A 20,521-nucleotide genomic window follows, 5' to 3' on the forward strand; every position below is an offset into this window, starting at 1 on the left:
CCAGCCCGAGCGACCCGCCTCACCCCTGCGAACTACTCTCAGCAGGCGCGTGCGAAGCCTTCAACACCCGCTCGTACAGCACCTCCAACAACCACCGCCCGAACAGCGAAGGCCCGAACTCGGGCGACCGGTCCTCCGGCGGCACCATCAGATCCGCGGAGGAGTCGTCCCCGACCACCACACCGATCCCGTAGTAGTCGAGCTCGATGAACGACCACGCCTGCGACGAGTCGGTACGAGGCAGCATCACCGCACAAGGCGCCAAAGTCAGAAGGGTGCCGCAGGACTGCAGGGCCCGGTCCGTGGTGGACTCGCACACCAGCACGCCGACCAGTTCGACGGCGGCGACGGGGAGGCGGTCGTGTGCGGCTGGCTCGAACCACGAGCGGAACCACGACGGGTCGGCCCGAGGGGGCCAGCCGTTCGCGGTTCTCCACTCGTGCACTTCGGGCAGCAAACGCACTACCGCGGACACCTGCTGGCCCAGGACGGCGACGTCGGGCACGACGACTCCGTCCCAGCCGAGCGCGGTTGCGGCGCGCTGGAGAAGCGTTTGCACAGGGCGCATCCTAAGGTTCCTCGCGCGGAAAATGACAGCGTTTGCGGGACACTTCGTTAAGGATTACCCAGGGTGGTCATGGGGAGGCTTTCGCCACTTTCCACGCCCATGCGACGAGCGGGATCTGCAGAGGCAGGCGGCCGTAGGCGATGGCGCGGGCTTTGGGGGATTTGTCCCGGAAATCAAGAGCCATTTTCACGTTTGCCGGGAACACGGCCACGAAGAGGGCCACTGCCGCGAATGCGCCCAGGCGGCGGGTGCGGGGTGCGGCGACTGCGGCGGCTACGGCCAGTTCGGCTGCGCCGGAGGCGTACGTCCACTGCCTGGGGGTGCCCGGCAGGGCTCGCGGGACGATCGCGTCGTAGTACTTCGGCCTGCTGAAGTGGGTTGCTCCCGCCAGGCCCAGCAGTGCGGCGAGCGCCAGCGCCGACCGCGTTCGGGAACGGGTTGGTTCCATGGCGTCACCCTGTCATGCCTACGCCGCGTAGGCGAGGTGGGGCTGGCCTATTCTCCACGAGCGTGGCAGGTGATTCTCGTCATTCCGAACAGCCTGAGCGTGCTGCCGTTGCCGCGCTGGCCGAGTCGTTCGTCGCCGGACTGGCCGAGTGGATCAGGATCCCGAGCATCGGCGTGGACCCCGCGCACCACGCTGACGTGCGCAGATCCGCCGACTGGTTGGCACAAGCCCTCGTAGAGGACGGGTGGCCTCAGGTCGAGGTCTGGGGGGATGGGCCGGCCCTTCCGGCGGTGTTCGCCTGCTGGCCGGCGGCCGATCCGGACGCGCCGACGGTGCTGGTCTACGGGCACCACGACGTGCAGCCCGTCGACCCCGTGCAGCGGTGGGAGCATCCGCCGTTCGAGCCTGTGATCAGCGGCGATGAGCTGAGGGGCCGGGGTGCGAGCGACGACAAGGGGCAGGTCCTCATGCACCTGCTCGGGGTCAAGGCGCATCTCCAAGCACAACAGACGAACGCGCCGAGCATCACGCTCAAACTCTTCGTCGAGGGCGAGGAGGAATCGGGATCGCCGCATCTGCGAAAGCTGCTCGACGATCATGAAATGCAACTCGGATGCGATCTTGTGGTGTTCACCGACACCGCATTGCACGATCGCGACTCGCCCACGGTCAACACCGGGCAGCGCGGTGTTCTCGGCGCCGAAATCGTGTTCCAGGGCGGAACCGACGACGTCCATTCCGGACGCGCGGGCGGTGCCATTCCGAACCCCGCCACGGCTCTCGCGAAACTGGTCGCCGCGCTGCACGACGAGAACGGGCGGATCCAGCTCGACGGGTTCTACGACGACGTCCGCGAACCGTCCACGAAGGAGCGCGAGGACTACGCGTCGCTGCCGTACGACGAGCAGGACTGGCTCCGGCGCAACGGCGGTGGCGCGCAGGCGACCAGGGGCGAGCCCGGCTACACCACCTACGAACGGCTCTGGGTGCGTCCCACCGCCGAGGTCAACGGGATCAGCGGCGGCTACACCGGGCCCGGCTTCAAGACGATCATCCCCGCCCACGCCACCGCGAAGATCAGCTTCCGGCTCGTGCCCGACCAGCACCCCGACCGCGTCAAGGAGCAGCTCGACGCGTTCGTCGCGAAGCACACTCCGCCGGGCATCACCGCGCGCGTCAGCGTCCGGGGCGAGGGCGTGCCGCCGTACGCGATCAGCCCCGACGACCCGGCCAACGAGGCGGTCCTGGAAGCGATGGAACTGGCCTTCGACCAGCCCGTCCGGTTCGCCAGAGCCGGCGGGTCCGGTCCCGCGGCGGTGCTCCGGCAGAAACTCGGGGTGCCCCTCGTCTACCTCGGCGCGACCTTGCCGGATGATCGCGTCCACGCGCCGAACGAGCGCGTAGTGGTGCCGTTGCTCCTCAAAGGCGCGGAGGCGGCTGCTCACCTGTGGCGGATGCTCGCCAAAGCGGAGATCGCGAAGAGGTTGTCCCCATGAGTCTGACCGATGAGGCGTCCCACTCGCTCGTCGGCGTGATCAGGATGCCGGACAAGGTCGAAAGCCCTGTCCGCGCGATCCTGAAGCGCGTCATCGGCGCGATGGCGGCGCTGATGCTCGCGGTGCTGATCGTCTACCTGGACCGCGACGGCTACCGCGACGTGAACGAGGACGGCGTCAGCCTCCTCGACGCCTTCTACTACGCCACCGTCTCCCTCTCGACGACCGGCTACGGCGACATCACGCCCGCGTCGTCGTCAGCGCGCCTCGTCAACGTCCTGGTCATCACGCCGTTGCGCGTCCTGTTCCTGATCGTGCTGGTCGGCACGACACTCGAAGTTCTCACCGAGCGCTCCCGTCAGGCGTTGCGCATTCAAAAGTGGAGGCGGGTTGTGCGGGACCACGTAGTGGTCGTCGGGTACGGCACGAAGGGGCGGTCCGCGGTCGCCGCGCTGCTCGGCGACGGTGTCGACCCCGGCTCGATCGTCGTCGTCGACACCGTGCAGGAGTCGCTCGACGCGGCCACCGCCAAGGGGCTCGTCGTCGTGCACGGCTCCGGCACGCGCAACGACGTGCTGAGGGTCGCCGGTGCGGCCCGTGCGCGCGCGATCGTCGTTGCACCGAACCGCGACGACACGGCCGTGCTGGTCACGTTGACCGCGCGCGAGCTCGCCCCCAAGGCGCAGATCGTCGCGTCCGTGCGCGAACGGGAGAACGAGCACCTGCTCAAGCAGTCCGGCGCCGACTCGGTCGTCGTGTCGTCCGAGACGGCCGGTCGCCTGCTCGGCATGGCCACGGCCACGCCGTCCGTGGTGGCGATGGTCGAGGACCTGCTCACGCCCGACGCGGGCCTCGCGATCGCCGAGCGCGACGTCGAGAAGAGCGAGATCGGCGGCTCGCCGCGGCACCTGCCCGACATAGTGCTCGGCGTGGTGCGGGGCGGGAAGCTCTACCGCGTGGACGCCCCGGAGGCCGACGCGATCGAGCCCGGCGACCGGCTGCTTTACGTCAAGAAGGTGACTCCGCCCGGAGAAGAGTGAAACGGGGCCGCCCGCGTAGTCCAATGAGGGGCTCCCCGCCACCGGGGAGCCGTGCCCCTCGGAGGACGTATGGATCCGCTGCTGGTCGTGTTCCTGATCAGCCTCGTCGTGCTCGGCGTGGTCGTGGTGGGCTCGATCGCCTCCACCGGGCAGGAGAGCGGGAGGATCCGCGCCGCCACGACGGCGATCCGGTCGCTCGAGCGCCGGGCGGCCACGCCGGGGTGGACGAAGGCGTCCGACCAGGACGACATGCCGGCCGGGCGGATGAGCGGCCTGCCCGGGCTGGGTCGCGGCGGCACCGTGACGGGGATCCGCGAGGGACGTGCCGTCCGGGTCGCCGTCTTCTCCTCGACGACCTCTCCCGGGCTCGGCAGCACCGGCTACTCCCACGCCACGAGAACGGTTCCGGCACTAGTGGTGGTGCTGGACGCACCGGAACTCACCGGAGATTTGCGGATGGACCGGCCCCAGCCCGGCGCGGCCTACGAGATGTCGGGCGACCTGGCGCCGCTCGTGTCGGGGGACACCGAGCGCAGGGTCCTCGCCCAGCTCAGGTCGTTCCAGCCGCCCGCCGTGGACGTCACGGGCGGAACAGCGAGTTTCACGTTCACCGATCTCGACCTCACCGAGCAGATCGACGAGGTGGTCGCGATGGCGTGCGACGTCGTCGAGATCCTCGTGGGCGTCAGGAAGCCGGCTCCGCCTGGCGCGGAGTAGGCAGCACGGCCGGCGCGCGCAGCGGCGCGTAGCGGAAGAGGAACGCGTAGAAGCCGCCCGCCAGCGCCGCCATGCAGAGCAGCAGCGCGGTGAGGCGGCGCCCGACCGGGAGTCCGACCGGGACGGACGCGGCGGACGACACGACCTCGCCGCCGGTGTTGACGATCTCCACGGTCTCGCCCTTGGTGTGACCGCAGCCGTCGAGTTTCGCCTGCTTCTTCTGGCCGTCGGCGTCCCATTCGACCGTGTCCATGCCGGCGCCGCACGAACCGCTTTCGACCACTGTGGCCATCACGGGTCTAGGGGGTTCCTCGGCGCCCAACACCTTGGCGGGCAAGAAGAGCGCGAGCGCGACCCCGATCCCGACCAGTCCGACGACCAGCAGGATGAACACCCATCTGTCCGGGCTTCGCGGAACCGCCACACTGCGATGTTCGCAGACGCGGCGGCCCGCGTGGAGCCCAGGTTTTACTTCGGCAGCTGCCGCAGCTGCTCGACCTTGATGGTCTTGCCGTCGGACACGGTCCCGGTCACCGCGACGAGGTCGCCGTTCTTCGGCTTCTCCGTCACCGCGGACAGGTCGAGCGGCGTCTGCAGGCCGTCGACCTGCACCAAGGTGGCGTTGTTGCCGTTGACGTCCTTGACGGTGCCGCGCTCCTGCGCCTTCGCCAGCGCCACGTTCAGCGCCTTGCCGTCCTTGACGCGCACGGTCACGCGCTGGTCGGTCTTGAGGCCGGAGATGTCACCGCCGCGCAGCTTCGTCGAGCCGTCCGTGGTGAGCGACACGTCGCTGCCGTCGTCCTTGGTGATCGTGAGCTTGCCCGACTCGACGGACTTCACGCGTCCGACGACCAGGGTGCTGTCCTTGAGCTTGGCCTTGTCCGGGCGGCCCGGCCTGTTCTGACCGGCCTGGCCACCGGGGCCACCGAGGTGGCGCTCCGCGAACGCCGCGTTCGGCGGGCGGTCGGGACCCTCCGCCGCCGTCGCGACCGCGATGCCGCCGACGGTGAGACCGACGGCCGCGACGATGGCGCCGGCCCACGCTGATTTCTTCGACATGCGCCCCAGAGTGCGCGCGCATGCTGAGCGCGAGCTGAAGGCGAGTCGCCCGAACCGCCGATGATCAGCAGAATGGTGGGGTGTCCGCCAGGGTGTTGGTGATCGAGGACGCCGAGGCGATCGGCGCCGCGGTGTCGTCCGCGCTGCGCGAGTCCGGGTACGAGGTGCAGCACCGCCTGGACGGGCGCCAGCTGGAGGCCGACCTCGGCCGCTTCCGCCCCGACCTGGTCGTGCTCGACGTGATGCTGCCCGGCCGCGACGGCTTCCAGTTGCTCGAGGTCATCCGCCGCTCGTCCGGCGCCGGCGTGGTCATGCTGACCGCGCGCGACGGCGTGCCGGACCGGCTGCGCGGCCTCGCCGGAGGTGCCGACGACTACGTGGGCAAGCCGTTCGTGCTGGCAGAGCTCGTGGCACGGGTGTCGGCGGTGCTGCGCAGGCTCGGCCGCACGCCGTCGACCGTGCAGGTCGGCGACCTGGTCGTGGACGCCGACGCCGGCGTCGTCATGCGCGCCGACCAGCCCATCGAGCTGACCGCCACCGAACTGCGGCTGCTCGTCTACCTGGCGGCCCAGCGCGGACGCGTCGTGTCCAAGACGCAGATCCTCACGGCCGTGTGGGGCTACGAGGACTACGACCCGAACCTGGTCGAGGTCCACGTCAGCGCCGTGCGCCGCAAACTCGAAGAACACGGCTCACGGCTCGTGCACACCGTTCGTGGCCTTGGGTACGTGCTGCGGGCCGAAGAATGAACCTGCGCACGGTGTCGTTGCGCCGGCGGGTCGCGGTGTCCGTGCTGCTGGTGCTGTTCCTCGTGCTCGTGGCACTGGTGATCTCGGTCGACCGCACGTTCGCCGGGCAGTCCTCCAAGGATGTCGACGGGGTGCTGCTCACCACCGGCAACCGCGCGGTGGAGATGCTGAAGAACGGCCGGCGCCCGGCCGACGTGGTCAACCAGCTGACGAAGCGGAACGTCCACGTCACCGTCGAGCAGCCCAACGGCACGGTCGTCGGCACCGCGCCGGACGAGGGCCAGTTCGAGCGCAGCATCCGCAACGTCGGCCGCACCAAGATCACCCTCTACGCCGACACCGAGGCGATCTCGCAGGCCCAGCACCGGCTGCGCAAGCTGTTGCTGATCCTCGGGCTCGTCGCCATCGGCGTCACCGGGCTGCTGATCGTCGTCGTGGTGCGCAAGGCACTGGCACCGCTCGACGCCATGACCTCGCTCGCCCAGGCCATCGCCGCCGGGCACCGGGGTGGGCGGCTCAACCCGTCCCGGACCGACACCGAGCTCGGCCGGACCGCCGCCGCGTTCGACGGCATGCTCGACTCGCTCGAGGGGTCCGAACTGCGCACACGGCGGTTCGTCGCCGATGCCGCGCACGAGCTGAGGACACCCATCACCGGCGTGCAGGCCGTGGCCGAGGCGCTCGTGCAGGCGCCCGTCGACTCACCGGACCGCGACCAGATGTCGTTCCTGCTGGTCCGGGAGGCACGGCGGGCCGGACGGCTGGTGGACGACCTGCTCGCGCTCGCCCAGCTCGACGCCGGCTACGAGATGCAGCGCGAGTCCGTGGACCTGCTGGGGCTGGCCGAGGCCGAAGTGGCGCGCACACGGTTCGTGGCGCCCGATTTCGACATCGCGGCCGAGGGGGTTCCTGTGGCCGTGGTCGGCGACGGGCAACGGCTCGCACAAGTGCTCGCGAACCTCGTGGACAACGCACGGCAGGCCACCGGCCCGTCCGGCTCGGTGCGGATCCGGGTCGACCTGACCGGGTTCACCGTCTCCGACAACGGCCCCGGCGTGCCCGAGGCCGAGCGGGAACGGATCTTCGACCGGCTCGTGCGCCTCGACGACGCCCGCGACCGGCGGTCCGGCGGCTCCGGGCTCGGCCTCGCCATCGCCCGCGGCGTGATCCGCGCGCACGGCGGTGACCTGACCTGCGAGGCGTCCTCAGAGCAGGGCGCCGTGTTCCGGGTGAGGCTGCCGTCCATTAATCCGGTCGCCACGCCCGCACGCGTTTGATTCCATCGACGCGTGGACGTCGACGTGGTGGTGCAGTGGGTCAAGACCGAGTGGACCAAGCAGTCCCGCGGTGAACCCGGTGCCACCCGCCGCAACGCCGTGCCGGTCGGGTTCGCGCTGCCGCACCTGATGCCCGCCGTGCACGAGGTCAGGCTCCTCGAGTGGGAGGACTTCGAACCGGTGTGGTCCAAGGAGAGCCGCGAGATCGACCGGATCTCGCTCACCCTCCGCGAGGACGACGACGTGCTGTCCGTGCAGCTGCAGGACAGCATGGCCGCGGCGCCGCGGCGGTGGAACAGGCCGTCCCCGGTGCGGCTCCAGCGCGGCGAGTGGGTGCGCTGGCAGCTCAACCACCGCTGGCAGCGGCCGCGCGACGGCGGCTACAACTACCTGCTGACCACGTTGAACCTGGCCTACGGCTCACCGCGCGACGCGAAGGTCTTCCTGGGCACGCCCACGCGCCACGTCGACGAGCAGACCCACCTGCGCTAGGAGACCTGGGCCGCCGGCGCCGAGAAGGTGTTGCAGGCGTCCGTCGAGTTCGCCTTGAAGCCCGCGCCCGCCCACGTCGCCTGGTTCTTCGCCGACCCGTGCGCGTTGTTCTCGGGCTTCTCCTCGATCGCGAACTGGAAGTCCTCCTGCGCCTGCCGCGCGAGGTTCGCCGTGAGCGACCCGCGCCCGGCCGCCGAGCTCAGGAACATGCCCGCGAAGCAGTTGGCCTGCAGCTCGATCCGGCGCGACATCTCGAGGCCCGCTGGCGTCCTCTCGCCCGCGTCAGTGATCTTGAGGTCCGCCGCGCGCAACAGCCCCGTCAGCGCCTGGACGTGGTGGCCGTACTCGTGCGACAGCGTGGCCAGGTGGGTCGCCGGGGCGTCACCGCCGCCGTTGTCGCGCAGCCGGGCCGTCGGCATGTAGATCGTGCGGTTGCGGCCGCAGTAGTAGGCCACCGCGTGGTCGGACTCCGGTGCGGCGCCGCACGGGCCGTCCTTCAACGTCGGCGACGCGTCCAGGGTGGGCTTGTCGAACGGCAGGTTCTCCGCCTTGAGCACCGGACCCCACGCGGAGTCCAGGCACTCGACGCCCGCCGCGTAGTAGGCCGCCAGCTCACCGTCCGACGTGCCGAACCGCGGCAACGCGCACGTGACCGGGGCCAGCGAGGCGGGCTTCACCAGGAACGGGTGGTCGGCGAGGCGGAACACCGCGCGCGGCCGGATCGGCGTGGACGGCTCCGCCGGGGGAGTCGACGCCGGGCGCGAACTGGCCAGCGCGTGGCCGGTGACGACTCTGGGACGGCTCAGTTGACCGATTCCGAGGACGAACGCGACCACCAGCACGAAGACTCCGGCGAGCAGGACCGGGTTGTTCTTGGCTGGTTGGGTCACGTTCTCCCCTTCCTAGGACACGGATCCCGGGTCGGCCGCCCAGGTGTTGCACTCCGACGCCTTGTTCGACTTGTAGCCGCGGTCGACCCAGCTCGCGTTGTTCTGGGGCGTGCCGTGGTCCTTCGTCGGGTAGATGTCGTAGTCACCCCGGTTGCCCGCGTCGGTCAGCGCAACCCGGATCACCTCGATCGGAATCGCGCCGTGCGACAACGGGGCCAGCGACATGCCTCCGAAGCACGTCGCCTGCAGCTCCATCCGGCGGTTCAGGTCGAGGCCCTTCGGAGTATCCCACCCGCCCGCGTCGTACTGCGCGCGGTCCGACGCTTTGAGCATCCCGGTGAGCCACTGGAGGTGGTGGCCGTACTCGTGGGCCAGCTGACCGAGGTACTTGCCGGGGTGGTTCGGGTTGTTCGGGTTGCGCTCGGCGGCGTAGGCGTTGGCCGTCCAGTAGATGCCGCCCTGGCAGTACCGCGCCGTCTGGTCCGGGCGGACCGTGCCGCACGGGTACTGCGCGGTCTCGGTGATGATGTGCAGCTCGACGGGCTGGTACGGCAGGTTCGCGGCCTGCAGCGCCGGCTTCCACATGTTCTCGATGCACGGCAGCGCCGCGCGCAGGAACCGGTCCTGGCCCGCGGGGGAGTAGTCCATCGGCGGCAGCGCGCAGCCCGAGATCGTGTTCGCGCCGAAGCCCGGCTTGAGGAACGGGTGGTCGGCGAGCGCGTAGACGGCCTTCGGACCGGCCGGGGTCTGCGGCGCGCTCGGCGTGCGCGAGGCGGAGGTGCGCGGCGAGCTGGTCGTCGCCGGTGCGTCCGTCGTCGTCGGCAGCGTGAACGTCGGGCTGTACGTCGTGTAGTTCGAGTAGCCCGCGTCCTCCACCTTCTTGTTCAGGGTCGCCGCGAACACCCCGACCGCGGCCAGACCGAGCACCACGACGCCGCCGAGGATCAGGGCGACGAGCGGCCCGTTGCTCTTGCGGCGCGGCGGCATCGGCGGGTACGGGCCGTAGCCGGGACCCCAGGCCGGCTGCGGCGGCGGCATGACCGGGCCGTGCGGCGGCGGTGGCGGGCCGTAGTAGCCGGGCGGAGGACCCTGCGGCGGCATGCCGTAGGGAGGAGGTGGGCCTTGGGGCGGACGCTGCCCTAGCGGTGCGGGCATCGGCGGTGGGCCGACCGGGCGCGGCGGCGGCCAAGTGCCCGGCGGCGGTGGTTGCGTCATCGCCTGAGGTCCCCCCAATGGTCATCCTGGGTCGGGTACGAGCATAGGCGGACCGAGATCGCGTGTCCCCCGACCGGGCTAACGCGTTCTGTCCACGTTGATGAGACGCGCGGGCCGGGGGTTCGGTTCACGAGACGTCGCCCGAGCTCGCCGCCCAGGTGTTGCACGCGTTGATCTTGTTCTGCTTGTGGCCGTGCATCACCCAGCGCGCGTTGTTGGCCGCGCTACCGTGGTCGGGCCTGCGGTTGTAGTCGCCGCGCTGGCTCGAGTCGCTCAGCCCGGTGTTCACGACCGCGATCGGCACGACGTTGCGGTGGCTGAACGGCGCCAGCGTCATGCCGCCGAGACAGGTGGCCTGCAGCTCGAGCCGACGGTTGAGCTCGAGCCCCTTCGGGGTGTCGAACCCGCCGACGTCGTACTGGGCCTGGTCGGCAGCCCGGAGCATGCCGGTGAGCCACTGGATGTGGTGGCCGTACTCGTGGCTGAGCTGGCCGAGGTAGACACCGGGGTGCCGCACCGTCGAGCCGCCCTCGTTGGCGTAGAAGTTGCCGGGCCAGTAGATGACGCCCCGGCAGAACATCGCCGTCGTGTTGTTCTGCCGCGACCCGCACGGCGTCTGCGTGGTGCCCGTGAACACCTGCAGCTCGGCCGGCTGGTACGGCAGGTTGGCGGCTTTCAGCGCCGGCTGCCACGCCTTCTCGATGCACGGCAGCGCGGCCTCGAGGAACCGCTTCTCCCCGGCCGGGTTGTATTCCATCTGCGGCAACGGACACGCGTCGAAGTCGTTGGCGCCGATGCCGGTGGTGAAGATCGGGTGGTCGGCGAGCTTGTAGATCGCCTTCGGGCCGGGCGGCGTCTGCTGGGTGCTCGGCGTGCGCGTGCTGGTCGGCCGCGTGGTCGTGGTCGTCGTTGTGGTGGTGGTGCTCGGGATGGTGAAGGTCGGGCTGTAGGTCGTGTAGTTCGAGTAGCCCGTGTCCTTGACCTTGTTGTTCAGCGCCGCCGAGAAGATGCCGATGGCGCCCAAGCCGAGGATCACCACGCCGCCGAGGACGAGGGCCAGGACCGGGCCGCTGCTGCTGCGGCGCGGTGGGGCCATCGGGTAGGGCGGCGGGGCGAACGCGCCTGGGTGGCCGTGGCCCCACGCCGGGTGGGGTGGGGGCATGACCGGGCGTGGTGGTGGGAGCGGGGCACGGCCGGGTGGTGGGGCGTACGGCGGTGGGGCGCCTAACGGAGAGGGCTGGCCGTACGGAGGCATGGCCGGCGGTGGTGCCATCGGACGCGGTGCCGCGGGAGGCGGTCCCATCGGCGGGCGGTGACCCGGCGGCGGTCCTTGGGCAGGGCGAGGCGGCATCGGCGGCCCGTAAGGCGGTGGCGCGGGCACCGGCGGGCCGTACGGCGGCGGCGCGGGCACCGGCGGTTGTCCCGGAAGCGGCGGCGGTCCCTGGACCGGGCGGGGAGGCATCGGCTGCTGCGGCGGCCCGGCGGGCACGGGCGGCGGACCCACCGGGCGTGGCGGCGGCCTGTTGCCCGGCGGCGGTGGTTGCGTCATCGCCGAAGATCCCCCAGATGGCGTCTGTTCGAAAGTCCGCCGGAGCATATGAGGACTCCGCTATTGTCCGCAGCCGTGTTGAAGAACTGGGGTGCGGCGATCTTCGTCGCCGTCGCGCTGACCTCCACGACGGCCGTCGGCGCGCTCGCGCAGCCGCTGCCCGGCACCGTCAGCACCGAGGTGCGGATGAAGCTGGAGCGCGACGCCCGGCTGTCCGTCACCGAGACCGTCCAGGTGCCCGAGGGCAAGGCGGTCAAGCGGACCGTCCCCTTGCGACTCGCGGTCGGCAACGACCTGGAGCGCCAGTACCAGGTCACCGACGCCAAGGTCGAGGGCAAGGGCAGCACCTCCGTCAGTGACGACAGCTTCGACGTCACGCTCGAAGGCAACTCCACGCTGACCTACACGGTCGTCGGGGCGGTGGCGCCGGTCGGGGACGCGCTCGAGGTCCGGTGGCAGGTCGCGGGCGGCTGGGACGCCGAGCTGGACAAGGTCGCCGTGTCCTTCTCCGCACCGGACTCGCCCACGTCGGTCAACTGCCTGGCCGGACCGGTCGGGTCGTCGCAGCCGTGCACGAGCGCGGACCTCGCGGACGGCAAGGGCGTGCGGGCGCAGGAGATCAAGCTCGGCGCCGGGGAACGGGTCGACGTCGCGATCGGACTGTCCGCCGGGGTCGTGCCGCCCAACGCCGTGGTGGTCGAGCAGTCCGGGCTCGCGGCCGCGTTCGCGCTCACGCCGGTCAGCGGTGCCGCGCTCGGCGGGTTGCTGGTCCTCCTCCTCGGTGGTGTCGCGCTGCTCTGGTACCTGCGCGGCCGGGACGCGGCGGCGCTCGCCAGCGAGGTCGGCGCGGTGTCCGTGCTGGTCCGCGACGGCAACGACCGCGTCGCGTTCGCCTCGCCCGACGGCGTGCTGCCCGGGCAGGTCGGCACGGTCGTCGACGAGCACGTGGACGTAGTGGACGTGACCGCCACGGTCATCGACCTCGCCGTGCGCAACTACCTGTGGATCACCGAGGCGCGCCAGGAGGATGGTTTCGGCCACGACTGGCAGATCGTGCGCCGCAACCCCGTGGACGACTCGTTGTCCGGCTACGAGAAGGCCGTCTGCGAGGCGTTGCTGCCGCACGGCACCGAGGCGGTGAGCGTCTCCGAGCTGCGCGGCCGGCAGATCGACCTCGCGCAGGTGCGCGACCGGCTCTACTCCGACGTCGTCGAGAAGCGCTGGTTCGCCCGCCGCCCGGACACCGAGCGGAACCTCTTCTGGTGGGTGGGCATCGCGATCGCGGTGCTCGGCGTGGCCGCCACGGTCGTGCTGGCGCTGACGGTCGGCAACGCGCTGTTCGGGCTCGTGGTCGCGGTCGGTGGCGTGGCGCTCGCGTTCGGTGCGCGTTCGATGCCCGCCCGCACCAAGCGCGGCAGCGAGCTCCTCGAACACGTCCGCGGGCTGCGCGGGTACCTCGCCGGGGTGACGCCGGACGACGTGCCCGAGGCCGACCGCGAACTGGTGTTCTCCCGGTCACTGCCGTACGCGGTGGTGCTCGGCGAGACCGAGCGCTGGCTCTCCACGTTCGCGCAGCAGGACCTCTACTGGTACGGCAATGCGAGCGACTTCCGGCGGAGCTTCCCCGCGTTCCTGGGGGCGCTCGACGGCGTGCTCGCCCAGGCGGGCCACCTTCGATCACTTCGGGCGCCGAACCCGTAGGCTTGCCGCATGGCCTCACCCGAACTGCACAGGTTCACGTTGCCCAACGGCCTGCGGGTGGTGCTCGCCCCCGACGCCGGCGCTCCGGTCGTCGGCGTCAGCGTGCACTACGACGTCGGCTTCCGTTCCGAGCCGGAGGGGCGCACCGGGTTCGCGCACCTCTTCGAGCACCTGATGTTCCAGGGCAGCGAGAGCCTGGAGAAGCTGGCCCACTTCCGGCACGTGCAGTCGTCGGGCGGCACGTTCAACGGGTCCACGCACCCCGACTACACCGACTACTACCAGGTGCTGCCGAGCGCGGCCCTGGAGCGGGCGCTGTTCCTCGAAGCCGACCGCATGCGCGCGCCGAAGCTCACCGAGGAGAACCTCCGCAACCAGATCGACGTGGTGAAGGAGGAGATCCGGCTCAACGTGCTGAACCGCCCGTACGGCGGGTTCCCCTGGATCCTCCTGCCCGCGGTGCTGTTCAAGACGTTCGCCAACGCCCACAACGGCTACGGCGACTTCGTCGACCTGGAGAGCGCGACGGTCGACGACTGCGCCGAGTTCTTCGACACCTACTACAGCCCGGCGAACGCGGTGCTGACGGTGGCGGGCGACCTCGACGTCGAGACCACGAAGGCGTTGGTGGAGAAGCACTTCGGTGACGTGCCCGCCCGCCCGAAGCCCGAGCGGCCCTCGTTCGCCGAGCCCGCCCCGCAGGGCGAGATCCGCCACGAGCACGGCGACGCGCTGGCCCCGCTGCCCGCGATCGCGATCGGCTACCGCGTGCCAGACCCGGTCACCGACGTCGACGGCTACCTCGCCTACCTGGTGCTCGCGGGCGTGCTCGCGGACGGCGACAGCTCGCGCCTGCAGCAGCGCCTCGTGCACCGCGAGGGCATCGTGATCGACCTCAACGCCGGCTGCGGCCTCTTCGGCCCGCTCGAGGCGCGCGACCCCGACACGTTCAGCATCACCGCGATCCACGCCGCCGAGGTCGCGGCCGACCAGGTCGTCGCGGCCATCGACGAGGAGCTGCAGAAGCTCGCGCAGGAGCCGCCGACGGCCGAGGAGCTCGCGAAGGTCACCGCCCGCTGGGCGTCGACCATGCACAAGGAGCACGACCGGCTCACGAACCGCACGCTGGGCCTCGGCTCCGCGGAGCTGCTGTTCGGCCGCGCCGAGCTGATCTACGAACTGCCGGAGCGGATCGCCTCGGTGACCGTGGACGAGGTGTCCGCCGCCGCCAAGGCGCTGCGTCCCGACTCCCGCGCCCTTCTCTTCGTCAAGCCCACCGGAGGAGCCCAGTGACCTCGGCCAAGACCCACCGCACCGCCGAGGAGATCGGACGTACGGAAACCGGCCCGCGCCCGCTTCCGCCGCTGGGCGACCAGAAGGCGGCCGCCGAGCTGTCCACTGTGGACACGACGCTGCCGAACGGCCTGCGCGTCATCGCCGTGCGCCGCGCCACCGTGCCGATGGTCGAGCTGCGCCTGCGCGTGCCGTTCGCGGACCCGGCCGGCACCAGCACCGGCTCCCAGCACGCCGCGATCGCCGAGATCCTGGCGAACACCGTGCTCACCGGCACGGAGACGCGCTCGCGCGTGCAGATCGACACCGAGCTGGCGCTGGTCGGCGGCGAGCTCGACGCCGTGGTCGACCCGGAGCGCCTGAGCTTCACCGGCAACGCCCTGTCGAGCGGCCTCGGCACGGTGCTCGAGGTGCTGTCCGACGTCCTCACGGGCGCGTCGTACCCGGCCGACGAGGTCGAGCGCGAGCGCGGCCGGCTCGTCGAGCGCATCTCGATCGCCCGGTCCCAGCCGAGCGTCATCGCGCGCGAGGCGCTGCAGAAGGTCCTCTACGGCGACCACCCGTTCGCGAAGGAGATGCCGGAGGCCGACGAGGTCGCCGCCGTCACCCGCGAGGACGTCGTCGCGTTGCACGGCAAGGCGTTGCTGCCGCGCGGCTCGGTGTTCGTGATCGTCGGCGACGTCGACCCGGCCCAGGCCGTCGCGCAGGTCGGCGAGGCGCTCGCGGCGTGGCAGGGCGACGGCGAGGCCGTCCAGCTGCCGCCGCTGCCGCAGGTCTCCGGCGGCGACGTGGTGCTCGTGCACCGCGCCGGTGCCGTGCAGTCGCAGATCCGGCTCGCCGCGCAGGCCATCCCGCGCACCGACGAGCGCTACCCGGCGCTGCAGCTCGCGAACCTGGTCTACGGCGGGTTCTTCTCCTCGCGCCTGGTCGAGAACATCCGCGAGGACAAGGGCTACACCTACAGCGCCCGGTCGCACCCCGAGTTCACCGTGCACGGCGCGACACTGCTGATCGACGCGGACACGGCGTCGGACGTCACGGCCGCGGCGCTGCTCGAGACCCGGTACGAACTGGCGCGCCTCGGCCTCGTGCCGCCGTCCGAGTCCGAAGTGGACACCGCGCGCAGCTACGCGATCGGCACGCTGCTCACCTCCACGTCGTCGCAGGGCGGGCTGGCGTCGTTCCTCGTGAACCTCGTCGCGCTCGGCCTCGGCCTCGACTGGCTGGTGGCGCACCCGGAGCGGCTGCAGGCCGTCACGCCGGAGCAGGTCGCCGCGGCGGCGCTCGAGTTCTTCGCCCCCGGCAACTTCACCGGCGTGCTCGTCGGCGACGCCGAGACGCTCAAGCCGAAGCTGGCCGCGTTGGGCGGGGTCTCGTTCCAGTGAGCTTCGACCTGATCGGCCTGCCCGCGCTGTCGCGTTCGGCGATCGACCGGAGCGAGCCGTTGCGCGGCGACGACGAGAAGCTCGCCGCGCTCTGGCCCAAGGCCAGGATGATCGTCGTGGACACGCGCGGCCGCACGCTGGTCGCCGACCGCGGGACCCGTCTCGCCGACCGGCCCGCGGTCGAGTTCGGCGACCTCCCCCCGGTGAACGCCGTCCTGCTCGGTGAGCAGGACGGCGTGGCGTGGTTCGCCGTGCTGATGCCCGCCACCGACGAGGGCGAGGTCTCGCCTGCCCGTGCCTGGGGCGCGCCCGAGCTCACGGACGAGCCGCAGTGGCTCGACCTGCGGCAGGCCGGCGCGACCCTGGACGACCTGTCGGCGGGCCTCTTCACGACCGCCGCCGCGCTGTTCCAGTGGCACCGCCTCGGCAAGTACTGCGCCAAGTGCGGCGCGCGGACCGTGCTCGAGAAGTCCGGCTGGACGTCGGTCTGCTCGGGCTGCGGCCGCGAGGAGTACCCGCGCACCGACGCCGCCGTGATCTGCCTCGTGCACGACGGCGCCGACCAGGTGCTCGTCGCGCGCGGCCCGGAGTGGCCGGAGGGCAGGTTCTCCGTGCTGGCCGGGTTCGTCGAGGCCGGCGAGTCGCTGGAGGCCTGCGTGGCGCGCGAGATCTGCGAGGAGGTCGGGGTCACCGTGCGCGACATCCGGTACCTCGGCTCGCAGCCGTGGCCGTTCCCGCGCTCGTTGATGATCGGCTTCGAGGCCGTGGCCGATCCCGCCGACCCGCTGAAGCTCGCCGAGGGTGAGATCGCTGAGGCCAAGTGGGTGTCCCGCGCGGACGTGCGCCAGGCGATCGAGGAGCCGGGCAGCGTGCCGGGGCTCGGGCTCGCCGGGGGAGCGTCGATCGCGTTCCGGATGCTGCAGAGCTGGTCAGGGGCGAAGTACCCGGGGTGATGCCCCGTCCGTTCAGCCGATTCGGCGGCGGGGTCCGGCTGGGCCGATTAGCCTCTCGCGGTGTCACGTGCATCACACCGACGACGAGGGGGCTCATGAGCAACCCGGAGCTCGAGGCGCGCAACGCGGCGTTGCGCGGCCAGGTCGACTCGATGCTGGCGAACCTCGAACGGCAGACCGCGGAGCTGAAGCAGGCGCAGACCGAGGCGATGTCCAAGGTCGGCCGCGCGACCTCGCCGGACGGCCTGGTCGAGGTCACGGTGAACGCCGGTGGCATCGTCACCGGCGTCGCGTTCGCGCCGTCGGCGTTCGACCGCAGCACACCGGAGAAGCTGGGCCAGAGCGTCGTCGCGACGATCCAGAAGGCCGCACTGGCCGCGCGCGAGCAGGCCGACGCCGTGCTCGCGCCGTACCAGGAGGGCATTCCGGACCTGCCGGACCTGTTCCCCGGCATGCCGTCCATCAAGGACCTCATCCCGACGCCGCCGCCCGTCCCGCAGCCGTACGAGCCGCAGCCGCAGCAGCAACCGCCGCCGCGGCGCCAGGACGACGACGAGCCGCCGGAGTCCTTCATGGACCGCCGAGGGGGCCAGTGGTGACGGGCTTCGAGGTAGACCCGACGGCGTTGCGCGCCGCGTCGCCGAAGTTCTCGGCGGCGGGCGACAAGCTGCAGACCGCCTTCGAGGCGCTGCGCGGTGTGCTCGACGCCAACAACGGCTGCTGGGGCGGCGACGACGCGGGCCAGGAGTTCGCGAAGACGTACCTGCCGATCGCCGGTCAGGCGTCGCAGGCGTTCCCGGCTCTCGTCGAGGGCATCCACTCGATCCGCGAGGGCCTCGACGCCTCCGCCGACACGTGGGAGGCCGTCGACCAGGGCGGCGCCCGCTCGTTCGGAGGTGGGTGAGCCGTGGGGATCGAGATCCCGGGTGCCGTCCAGTGGCTGACGCCGATCGTGGTCGGGGCGTCGTGGCCCGAGGGCGACGAGACGAAGCTGCGCGCCATGCGCGACGCGTGGGAGGCCGCCGCGAAGGCCGTGGGCGAGGTGCTGGGCGACGGGAACCGCGCGTCGGCGGCCGCCCTCGGCTGCATGAGCGGGGAGACCGCGGAGAAGTTCGCGGAGTACTGGAAGAAGTACTCCGAGAGCGACGCCTACCTGGTCAACCTGCAGCAGATCTGCACGGACCTCGCGGCCGGCTGCGACAACGCGGCGCTCGGCATCGAGTACACGAAGCTCAGCATCATCGCGGCCCTGATCATCCTGGCGGCGCAGATCGCGGCGATGATCGCGTCGGCGGTGGCGACGTTCGGCACGTCGACCGCGGGCATCCCGATCGCGCAGGCCGCCACCCGCCTCACCGTGCAGATGATCTTCCAGCAGCTGCTCAAGCAGATCATCATCAACCTCGCGATCAACGTCGGTGTCGACGCGGCCATCCAGGGCATCCAGTTCGCCTCGGGCGAGCGGAAGTCCTGGGACGTCGGCAAGACGGTCGACGCGGGCATCGCCGGTGTCGCGGCGGGTGTCGCCGGCGGACTGGTCGGCGCGGGCAGTTCCGCGCTCGGCAACACGACGAGCAACTTCGTGCAGGCTGCCGGACGCGGTGCCGTGGAAGGCGCGGTCGCGGGTGCGGGCGGCAACGTGCTGAACAACCTCGCGCACGGCAAGGTCGGCCTGGAGGACTTCGGGTCGGCGATCCTCTCCGGCGGCACGTCGGGCGCCGTCGGCGGCGCGGTCGGGGGCATGAGCAACCGGCACGAGGGCCTGTCCTCCACCTGGGACACCGGTACGTCACCGGACGGCCAGTACACCGCCGGGTCGAACACCCAGGGCCACACCTTCGTGTCACCCGAGGGCACCACGACGCGCGCCAACATCGACGGGAACCCGTACCAGGGCGGCTGGGGCTCCGACCGGGCGAGCCGGATCCCCGGTGACGGCGGCCCGAACAACGTCAACGACCCGCACGACAGCGACTACCAGGTCACGACGTCGGCGAACCCGCCGCGGATGGTCGGGCGGCTCGACCTGCCCGACCCACCGCCTCAGCCGTAGGGCTGCCAGCCCGGGATCGGGGCGTGGTCCGCGCGGATCTCGCCCCAGTCCCGGCTGCCGGGCGGCAGGACGGTGTGCTCGGCCAGCCGCATCCGGTTCCGCACGCGCCACCAGTCGGCGACCAGCCACGCGGTCAGCGGCACCGCGACCACCGTGCCGACCCACAGGCCGAGGGTGAGGAACATCAGGGCGAAGCTGCCGGTGAACGCCGCCGCGACCAGGCGCCAGCCGATGCCGACGGTGCGGTAGTTGCCACGGTTCGTCCCGGTCGTCCGGCGCGCGGCCCACTGCTGGAGCCGCCGCCACTCGTCGACCGGCATCTCGGCGGGCCGCACCGGTTCGCCCTGCCGCGACCTGATCAGCTCGGCGAGCTCACCCGCCCGCTCCACCGGCAGGATCCACTGCTGCGGCCGCGCCACCAGGCGGAGCATCGGACTCCGGCCGACGGGCAGCCGGACGCCACCGGGCACCGGCCACGACTGGACGTCGGCGGACGTGCCCGGCTGCACGAGCGTGAGATCGCCCAGCCACAACGCGCGGGGGTGGACGCCACCTTCGTGCGACCTGTTCAGCTTGTGCACCAAGCGATCCCGCTGCACGTAGAGCGAACCGCCGTCCCGCAACGGCACCCGCACCTCGACCTCGCGACCGAGACCCGCGCCCAGCCGGAACATCCGGCCGCCCAGGTACCCGAGCACCGGGCAGAGCACCAGCAGGACGGGGATCCAGACCGGTTCGCCCCGGGCGATCAGCCAGAAGACGCTGATCGGCACCGCCAGGAACGCCACCCGCCCCCAGACCCGCGGCACGGTCCGGTTCAGCACCCACACCACGCCCGCGAGACCGGGCGCCACGAGCACGGGCCACGGCACGCCCCGCGTCCCGAGCAGAGCGATCGCAGGCAGCACAACGGTTCCCGCCAACGCCGCCGTCGCGCCGGCCAGCCAGCGCACCGCGAGCGGAGGCCCGCTGAACGACACCTCAGGCCCCGCGACCGGAGTGGTCCGGTCTCCAGTGGACGGTGGGGCCTCGCCCACCTCGGTGCTGTCGGCGACGACGGCCTCGGAACGGGCCTCGGCCAGACCGGGCACCCTGGACCGCACCAGGGCGACGAACTTCGCCGGCTCCTCGACCGGCAGCACCTGCTCGCCCTCGGTCGTCCGCACCACGACGACCTCTCCGGCTGGCACGGGCAGACCGCGCCCGTCGGTCAGCGTGATCCACGGCGCCTCACCGGGCACCGCCTGCCGCGTGCCGATGCCGAGCAGGCCGGTGAAGTCGTAGGAGAGCTTCCGCGGTCCGGTGGAGGCCATCCGCCCGCCCCCGGACGCCGCCGTGATCTCCAGACCGGTGGCGGTGACCTCGACCGCGTCGGTGTACCAGCTGGGCCTCGGGTCGACGCGGAACTCGAACAGCACCTTGCCCGACGCGCGTCTCGACGCCAGGTGCGCCAGGTAGGTCACGACGAGCGGGACGCCGACGAGGACGCCCATGTTCGCGGCGGGCGACCCGGTTCCCACGACGACCACGAACGTGATCGCGGCGGCGGCCGACAACCCCAGCGCGACGAGTGGCCAGTGGTGCGGTTTCATGCGCCTCATCTTGGCGATGTCCTGCGTGCGGTGCAGGCGAACAC

General features: G+C 71.5%; 21 protein-coding genes. 13 read left to right on the plus strand and 8 right to left on the minus strand.

Annotation, left to right across the window (positions count from 1 at the left end; all coding sequences use genetic code 11):
- Positions 1-19: 19 nt before the first annotated feature.
- A complete protein-coding gene (locus ABZX02_RS34535; RefSeq protein WP_355304663.1) occupies positions 20-559 on the minus strand; it encodes a hypothetical protein in 540 nt (179 codons plus the stop codon).
- 76 nt (positions 560-635) lie between these two features.
- Positions 636-1,016, minus strand: coding sequence for a hypothetical protein (locus ABZX02_RS34540; protein WP_355304665.1), 381 nt, complete (start codon positions 1,014-1,016; stop codon positions 636-638).
- A gap of 62 nt (positions 1,017-1,078) precedes the next feature.
- On the opposite strand from ABZX02_RS34540, the gene ABZX02_RS34545 reads away from it, so the two are divergent.
- From ABZX02_RS34545 to ABZX02_RS34555, 3 genes are all read left to right on the plus strand, one after another.
- On the plus strand, positions 1,079-2,512 hold the full coding sequence (locus tag ABZX02_RS34545) for a M20/M25/M40 family metallo-hydrolase (protein ID WP_355304667.1): 1,434 nt from the start codon (positions 1,079-1,081) through the stop codon (positions 2,510-2,512).
- Positions 2,509-3,552, plus strand: coding sequence for a potassium channel family protein (locus tag ABZX02_RS34550; protein WP_355304669.1), 1,044 nt, complete (start codon positions 2,509-2,511; stop codon positions 3,550-3,552). Before ABZX02_RS34545 ends, ABZX02_RS34550 begins: the two co-directional genes overlap by 4 nt.
- A gap of 69 nt (positions 3,553-3,621) precedes the next feature.
- Positions 3,622-4,269, plus strand: a complete 648-nt coding sequence (locus ABZX02_RS34555; RefSeq protein ID WP_355304671.1) for a hypothetical protein — start codon at positions 3,622-3,624, stop codon at positions 4,267-4,269.
- Here ABZX02_RS34555 and ABZX02_RS34560 read toward each other — a convergent pair.
- Together ABZX02_RS34560 and ABZX02_RS34565 are read right to left on the minus strand one after the other, a co-directional pair.
- A complete protein-coding gene (locus ABZX02_RS34560; protein ID WP_355304673.1) occupies positions 4,238-4,663 on the minus strand; it encodes a hypothetical protein in 426 nt (141 codons plus the stop codon). The two genes, ABZX02_RS34555 and ABZX02_RS34560, sit on opposite strands and share 32 nt — an antisense overlap.
- 74 nt (positions 4,664-4,737) lie before the next feature.
- A complete protein-coding gene (locus ABZX02_RS34565) occupies positions 4,738-5,328 on the minus strand; it encodes a hypothetical protein (RefSeq protein ID WP_355304675.1) in 591 nt (196 codons plus the stop codon).
- An 80-nt stretch (positions 5,329-5,408) separates the two neighbouring features.
- Here ABZX02_RS34565 and ABZX02_RS34570 point away from each other — a divergent pair, with 80 nt between their 5' ends.
- The 3 genes from ABZX02_RS34570 to ABZX02_RS34580 are packed head-to-tail and all read left to right on the plus strand — an operon-like array spanning position 5,409 to position 7,846.
- On the plus strand, positions 5,409-6,077 hold the full coding sequence (locus tag ABZX02_RS34570) for a response regulator transcription factor (RefSeq protein ID WP_355304677.1): 669 nt from the start codon (positions 5,409-5,411) through the stop codon (positions 6,075-6,077).
- Entirely contained in the window at positions 6,074-7,354 is a 1,281-nt protein-coding gene (locus ABZX02_RS34575) for a HAMP domain-containing sensor histidine kinase (protein WP_355304679.1), read from the plus strand. Before ABZX02_RS34570 ends, ABZX02_RS34575 begins: the two co-directional genes overlap by 4 nt.
- Positions 7,355-7,366: 12 nt before the next feature.
- Positions 7,367-7,846: a hypothetical protein gene (locus ABZX02_RS34580; protein WP_355304681.1), complete on the plus strand. Its 480-nt coding sequence runs from the start codon at positions 7,367-7,369 to the stop codon at positions 7,844-7,846.
- Here the strand turns inward: ABZX02_RS34580 and ABZX02_RS34585 are convergent.
- The 3 genes from ABZX02_RS34585 to ABZX02_RS34595 all read right to left on the minus strand — a co-directional run bounded on the left by ABZX02_RS34585 (position 7,843) and on the right by ABZX02_RS34595 (position 11,113).
- Complete coding sequence (locus ABZX02_RS34585) at positions 7,843-8,736, minus strand: neutral zinc metallopeptidase (protein WP_355304683.1); 894 nt, start codon at positions 8,734-8,736, stop codon at positions 7,843-7,845. The genes ABZX02_RS34580 and ABZX02_RS34585 overlap by 4 nt on opposite strands.
- Positions 8,737-8,748: 12 nt before the next feature.
- A complete protein-coding gene (locus ABZX02_RS34590; RefSeq protein ID WP_355304685.1) occupies positions 8,749-9,837 on the minus strand; it encodes a neutral zinc metallopeptidase in 1,089 nt (362 codons plus the stop codon).
- A 241-nt stretch (positions 9,838-10,078) separates the two neighbouring features.
- On the minus strand, positions 10,079-11,113 hold the full coding sequence (locus ABZX02_RS34595) for a neutral zinc metallopeptidase (protein WP_355304687.1): 1,035 nt from the start codon (positions 11,111-11,113) through the stop codon (positions 10,079-10,081).
- 462 nt (positions 11,114-11,575) lie between these two features.
- Here ABZX02_RS34595 and ABZX02_RS34600 point away from each other — a divergent pair, with 462 nt between their 5' ends.
- The 7 genes from ABZX02_RS34600 to ABZX02_RS34630 all read left to right on the plus strand — a co-directional run bounded on the left by ABZX02_RS34600 (position 11,576) and on the right by ABZX02_RS34630 (position 18,885).
- Positions 11,576-13,201: a DUF2207 domain-containing protein gene (locus ABZX02_RS34600; RefSeq protein WP_355304689.1), complete on the plus strand. Its 1,626-nt coding sequence runs from the start codon at positions 11,576-11,578 to the stop codon at positions 13,199-13,201.
- Between the two features lie 9 nt (positions 13,202-13,210).
- A complete protein-coding gene (locus ABZX02_RS34605) occupies positions 13,211-14,494 on the plus strand; it encodes a pitrilysin family protein (RefSeq protein ID WP_355304691.1) in 1,284 nt (427 codons plus the stop codon).
- Positions 14,491-15,879, plus strand: a complete 1,389-nt coding sequence (locus ABZX02_RS34610) for a pitrilysin family protein (protein ID WP_355304693.1) — start codon at positions 14,491-14,493, stop codon at positions 15,877-15,879. The genes ABZX02_RS34605 and ABZX02_RS34610 overlap by 4 nt, the downstream gene beginning before the upstream one ends.
- Positions 15,876-16,832, plus strand: coding sequence for an NAD(+) diphosphatase (nudC, locus tag ABZX02_RS34615; RefSeq protein ID WP_355304695.1), 957 nt, complete (start codon positions 15,876-15,878; stop codon positions 16,830-16,832). Before ABZX02_RS34610 ends, nudC begins: the two co-directional genes overlap by 4 nt.
- Positions 16,833-16,927: 95 nt before the next feature.
- Positions 16,928-17,431 (plus strand): YbaB/EbfC family nucleoid-associated protein, encoded by a 504-nt coding sequence (locus ABZX02_RS34620; protein WP_355304697.1) that lies wholly within the window; start codon positions 16,928-16,930, stop codon positions 17,429-17,431.
- The gene (locus ABZX02_RS34625) at positions 17,428-17,736 is read left to right on the plus strand and encodes a WXG100 family type VII secretion target (protein ID WP_355304699.1); all 309 of its coding nucleotides are present in this window, start codon (positions 17,428-17,430) and stop codon (positions 17,734-17,736) included. Before ABZX02_RS34620 ends, ABZX02_RS34625 begins: the two co-directional genes overlap by 4 nt.
- Positions 17,737-17,739: 3 nt before the next feature.
- Positions 17,740-18,885 carry a hypothetical protein gene (locus tag ABZX02_RS34630; protein ID WP_355304701.1) on the plus strand — a complete coding sequence of 382 codons (1,146 nt, stop codon included), beginning with the start codon at positions 17,740-17,742 and terminating at the stop codon, positions 18,883-18,885.
- On the opposite strand, the gene ABZX02_RS34635 is transcribed toward ABZX02_RS34630, so the two are convergent.
- Positions 18,876-20,477 carry a hypothetical protein gene (locus ABZX02_RS34635; RefSeq protein WP_355304703.1) on the minus strand — a complete coding sequence of 534 codons (1,602 nt, stop codon included), beginning with the start codon at positions 20,475-20,477 and terminating at the stop codon, positions 18,876-18,878. The genes ABZX02_RS34630 and ABZX02_RS34635 overlap by 10 nt on opposite strands.
- Positions 20,478-20,521 lie beyond the last annotated feature (44 nt).

The sequence above is a fragment of the Lentzea sp. NPDC003310 genome (assembly GCF_040610935.1).
Lineage (GTDB): Bacteria > Actinomycetota > Actinomycetes > Mycobacteriales > Pseudonocardiaceae > Lentzea.

Excerpts from the sequence above, each read along its gene's own strand:
- ABZX02_RS34540 (WP_355304665.1), bottom strand. The coding sequence starts at position 1,016 with ATGGAACCAACCCGTTCCCGAACGCGGTCGGCGCTGGCGCTCGCCGCA.
- ABZX02_RS34550 (WP_355304669.1), top strand. The coding sequence starts at position 2,509 with ATGAGTCTGACCGATGAGGCGTCCCACTCGCTCGTCGGCGTGATCAGG.
- ABZX02_RS34555 (WP_355304671.1), top strand. The coding sequence starts at position 3,622 with ATGGATCCGCTGCTGGTCGTGTTCCTGATCAGCCTCGTCGTGCTCGGC.
- ABZX02_RS34565 (WP_355304675.1), bottom strand. The coding sequence starts at position 5,328 with ATGTCGAAGAAATCAGCGTGGGCCGGCGCCATCGTCGCGGCCGTCGGT.
- ABZX02_RS34575 (WP_355304679.1), top strand. The coding sequence starts at position 6,074 with ATGAACCTGCGCACGGTGTCGTTGCGCCGGCGGGTCGCGGTGTCCGTG.
- ABZX02_RS34590 (WP_355304685.1), bottom strand. The coding sequence starts at position 9,837 with ATGCCGCCGCAGGGTCCTCCGCCCGGCTACTACGGCCCGCCACCGCCG.
- ABZX02_RS34595 (WP_355304687.1), bottom strand. The coding sequence starts at position 11,113 with ATGCCCCCACCCCACCCGGCGTGGGGCCACGGCCACCCAGGCGCGTTC.
- ABZX02_RS34605 (WP_355304691.1), top strand. The coding sequence starts at position 13,211 with ATGGCCTCACCCGAACTGCACAGGTTCACGTTGCCCAACGGCCTGCGG.
- ABZX02_RS34620 (WP_355304697.1), top strand. The coding sequence starts at position 16,928 with ATGAGCAACCCGGAGCTCGAGGCGCGCAACGCGGCGTTGCGCGGCCAG.
- ABZX02_RS34635 (WP_355304703.1), bottom strand. The coding sequence starts at position 20,477 with ATGAAACCGCACCACTGGCCACTCGTCGCGCTGGGGTTGTCGGCCGCC.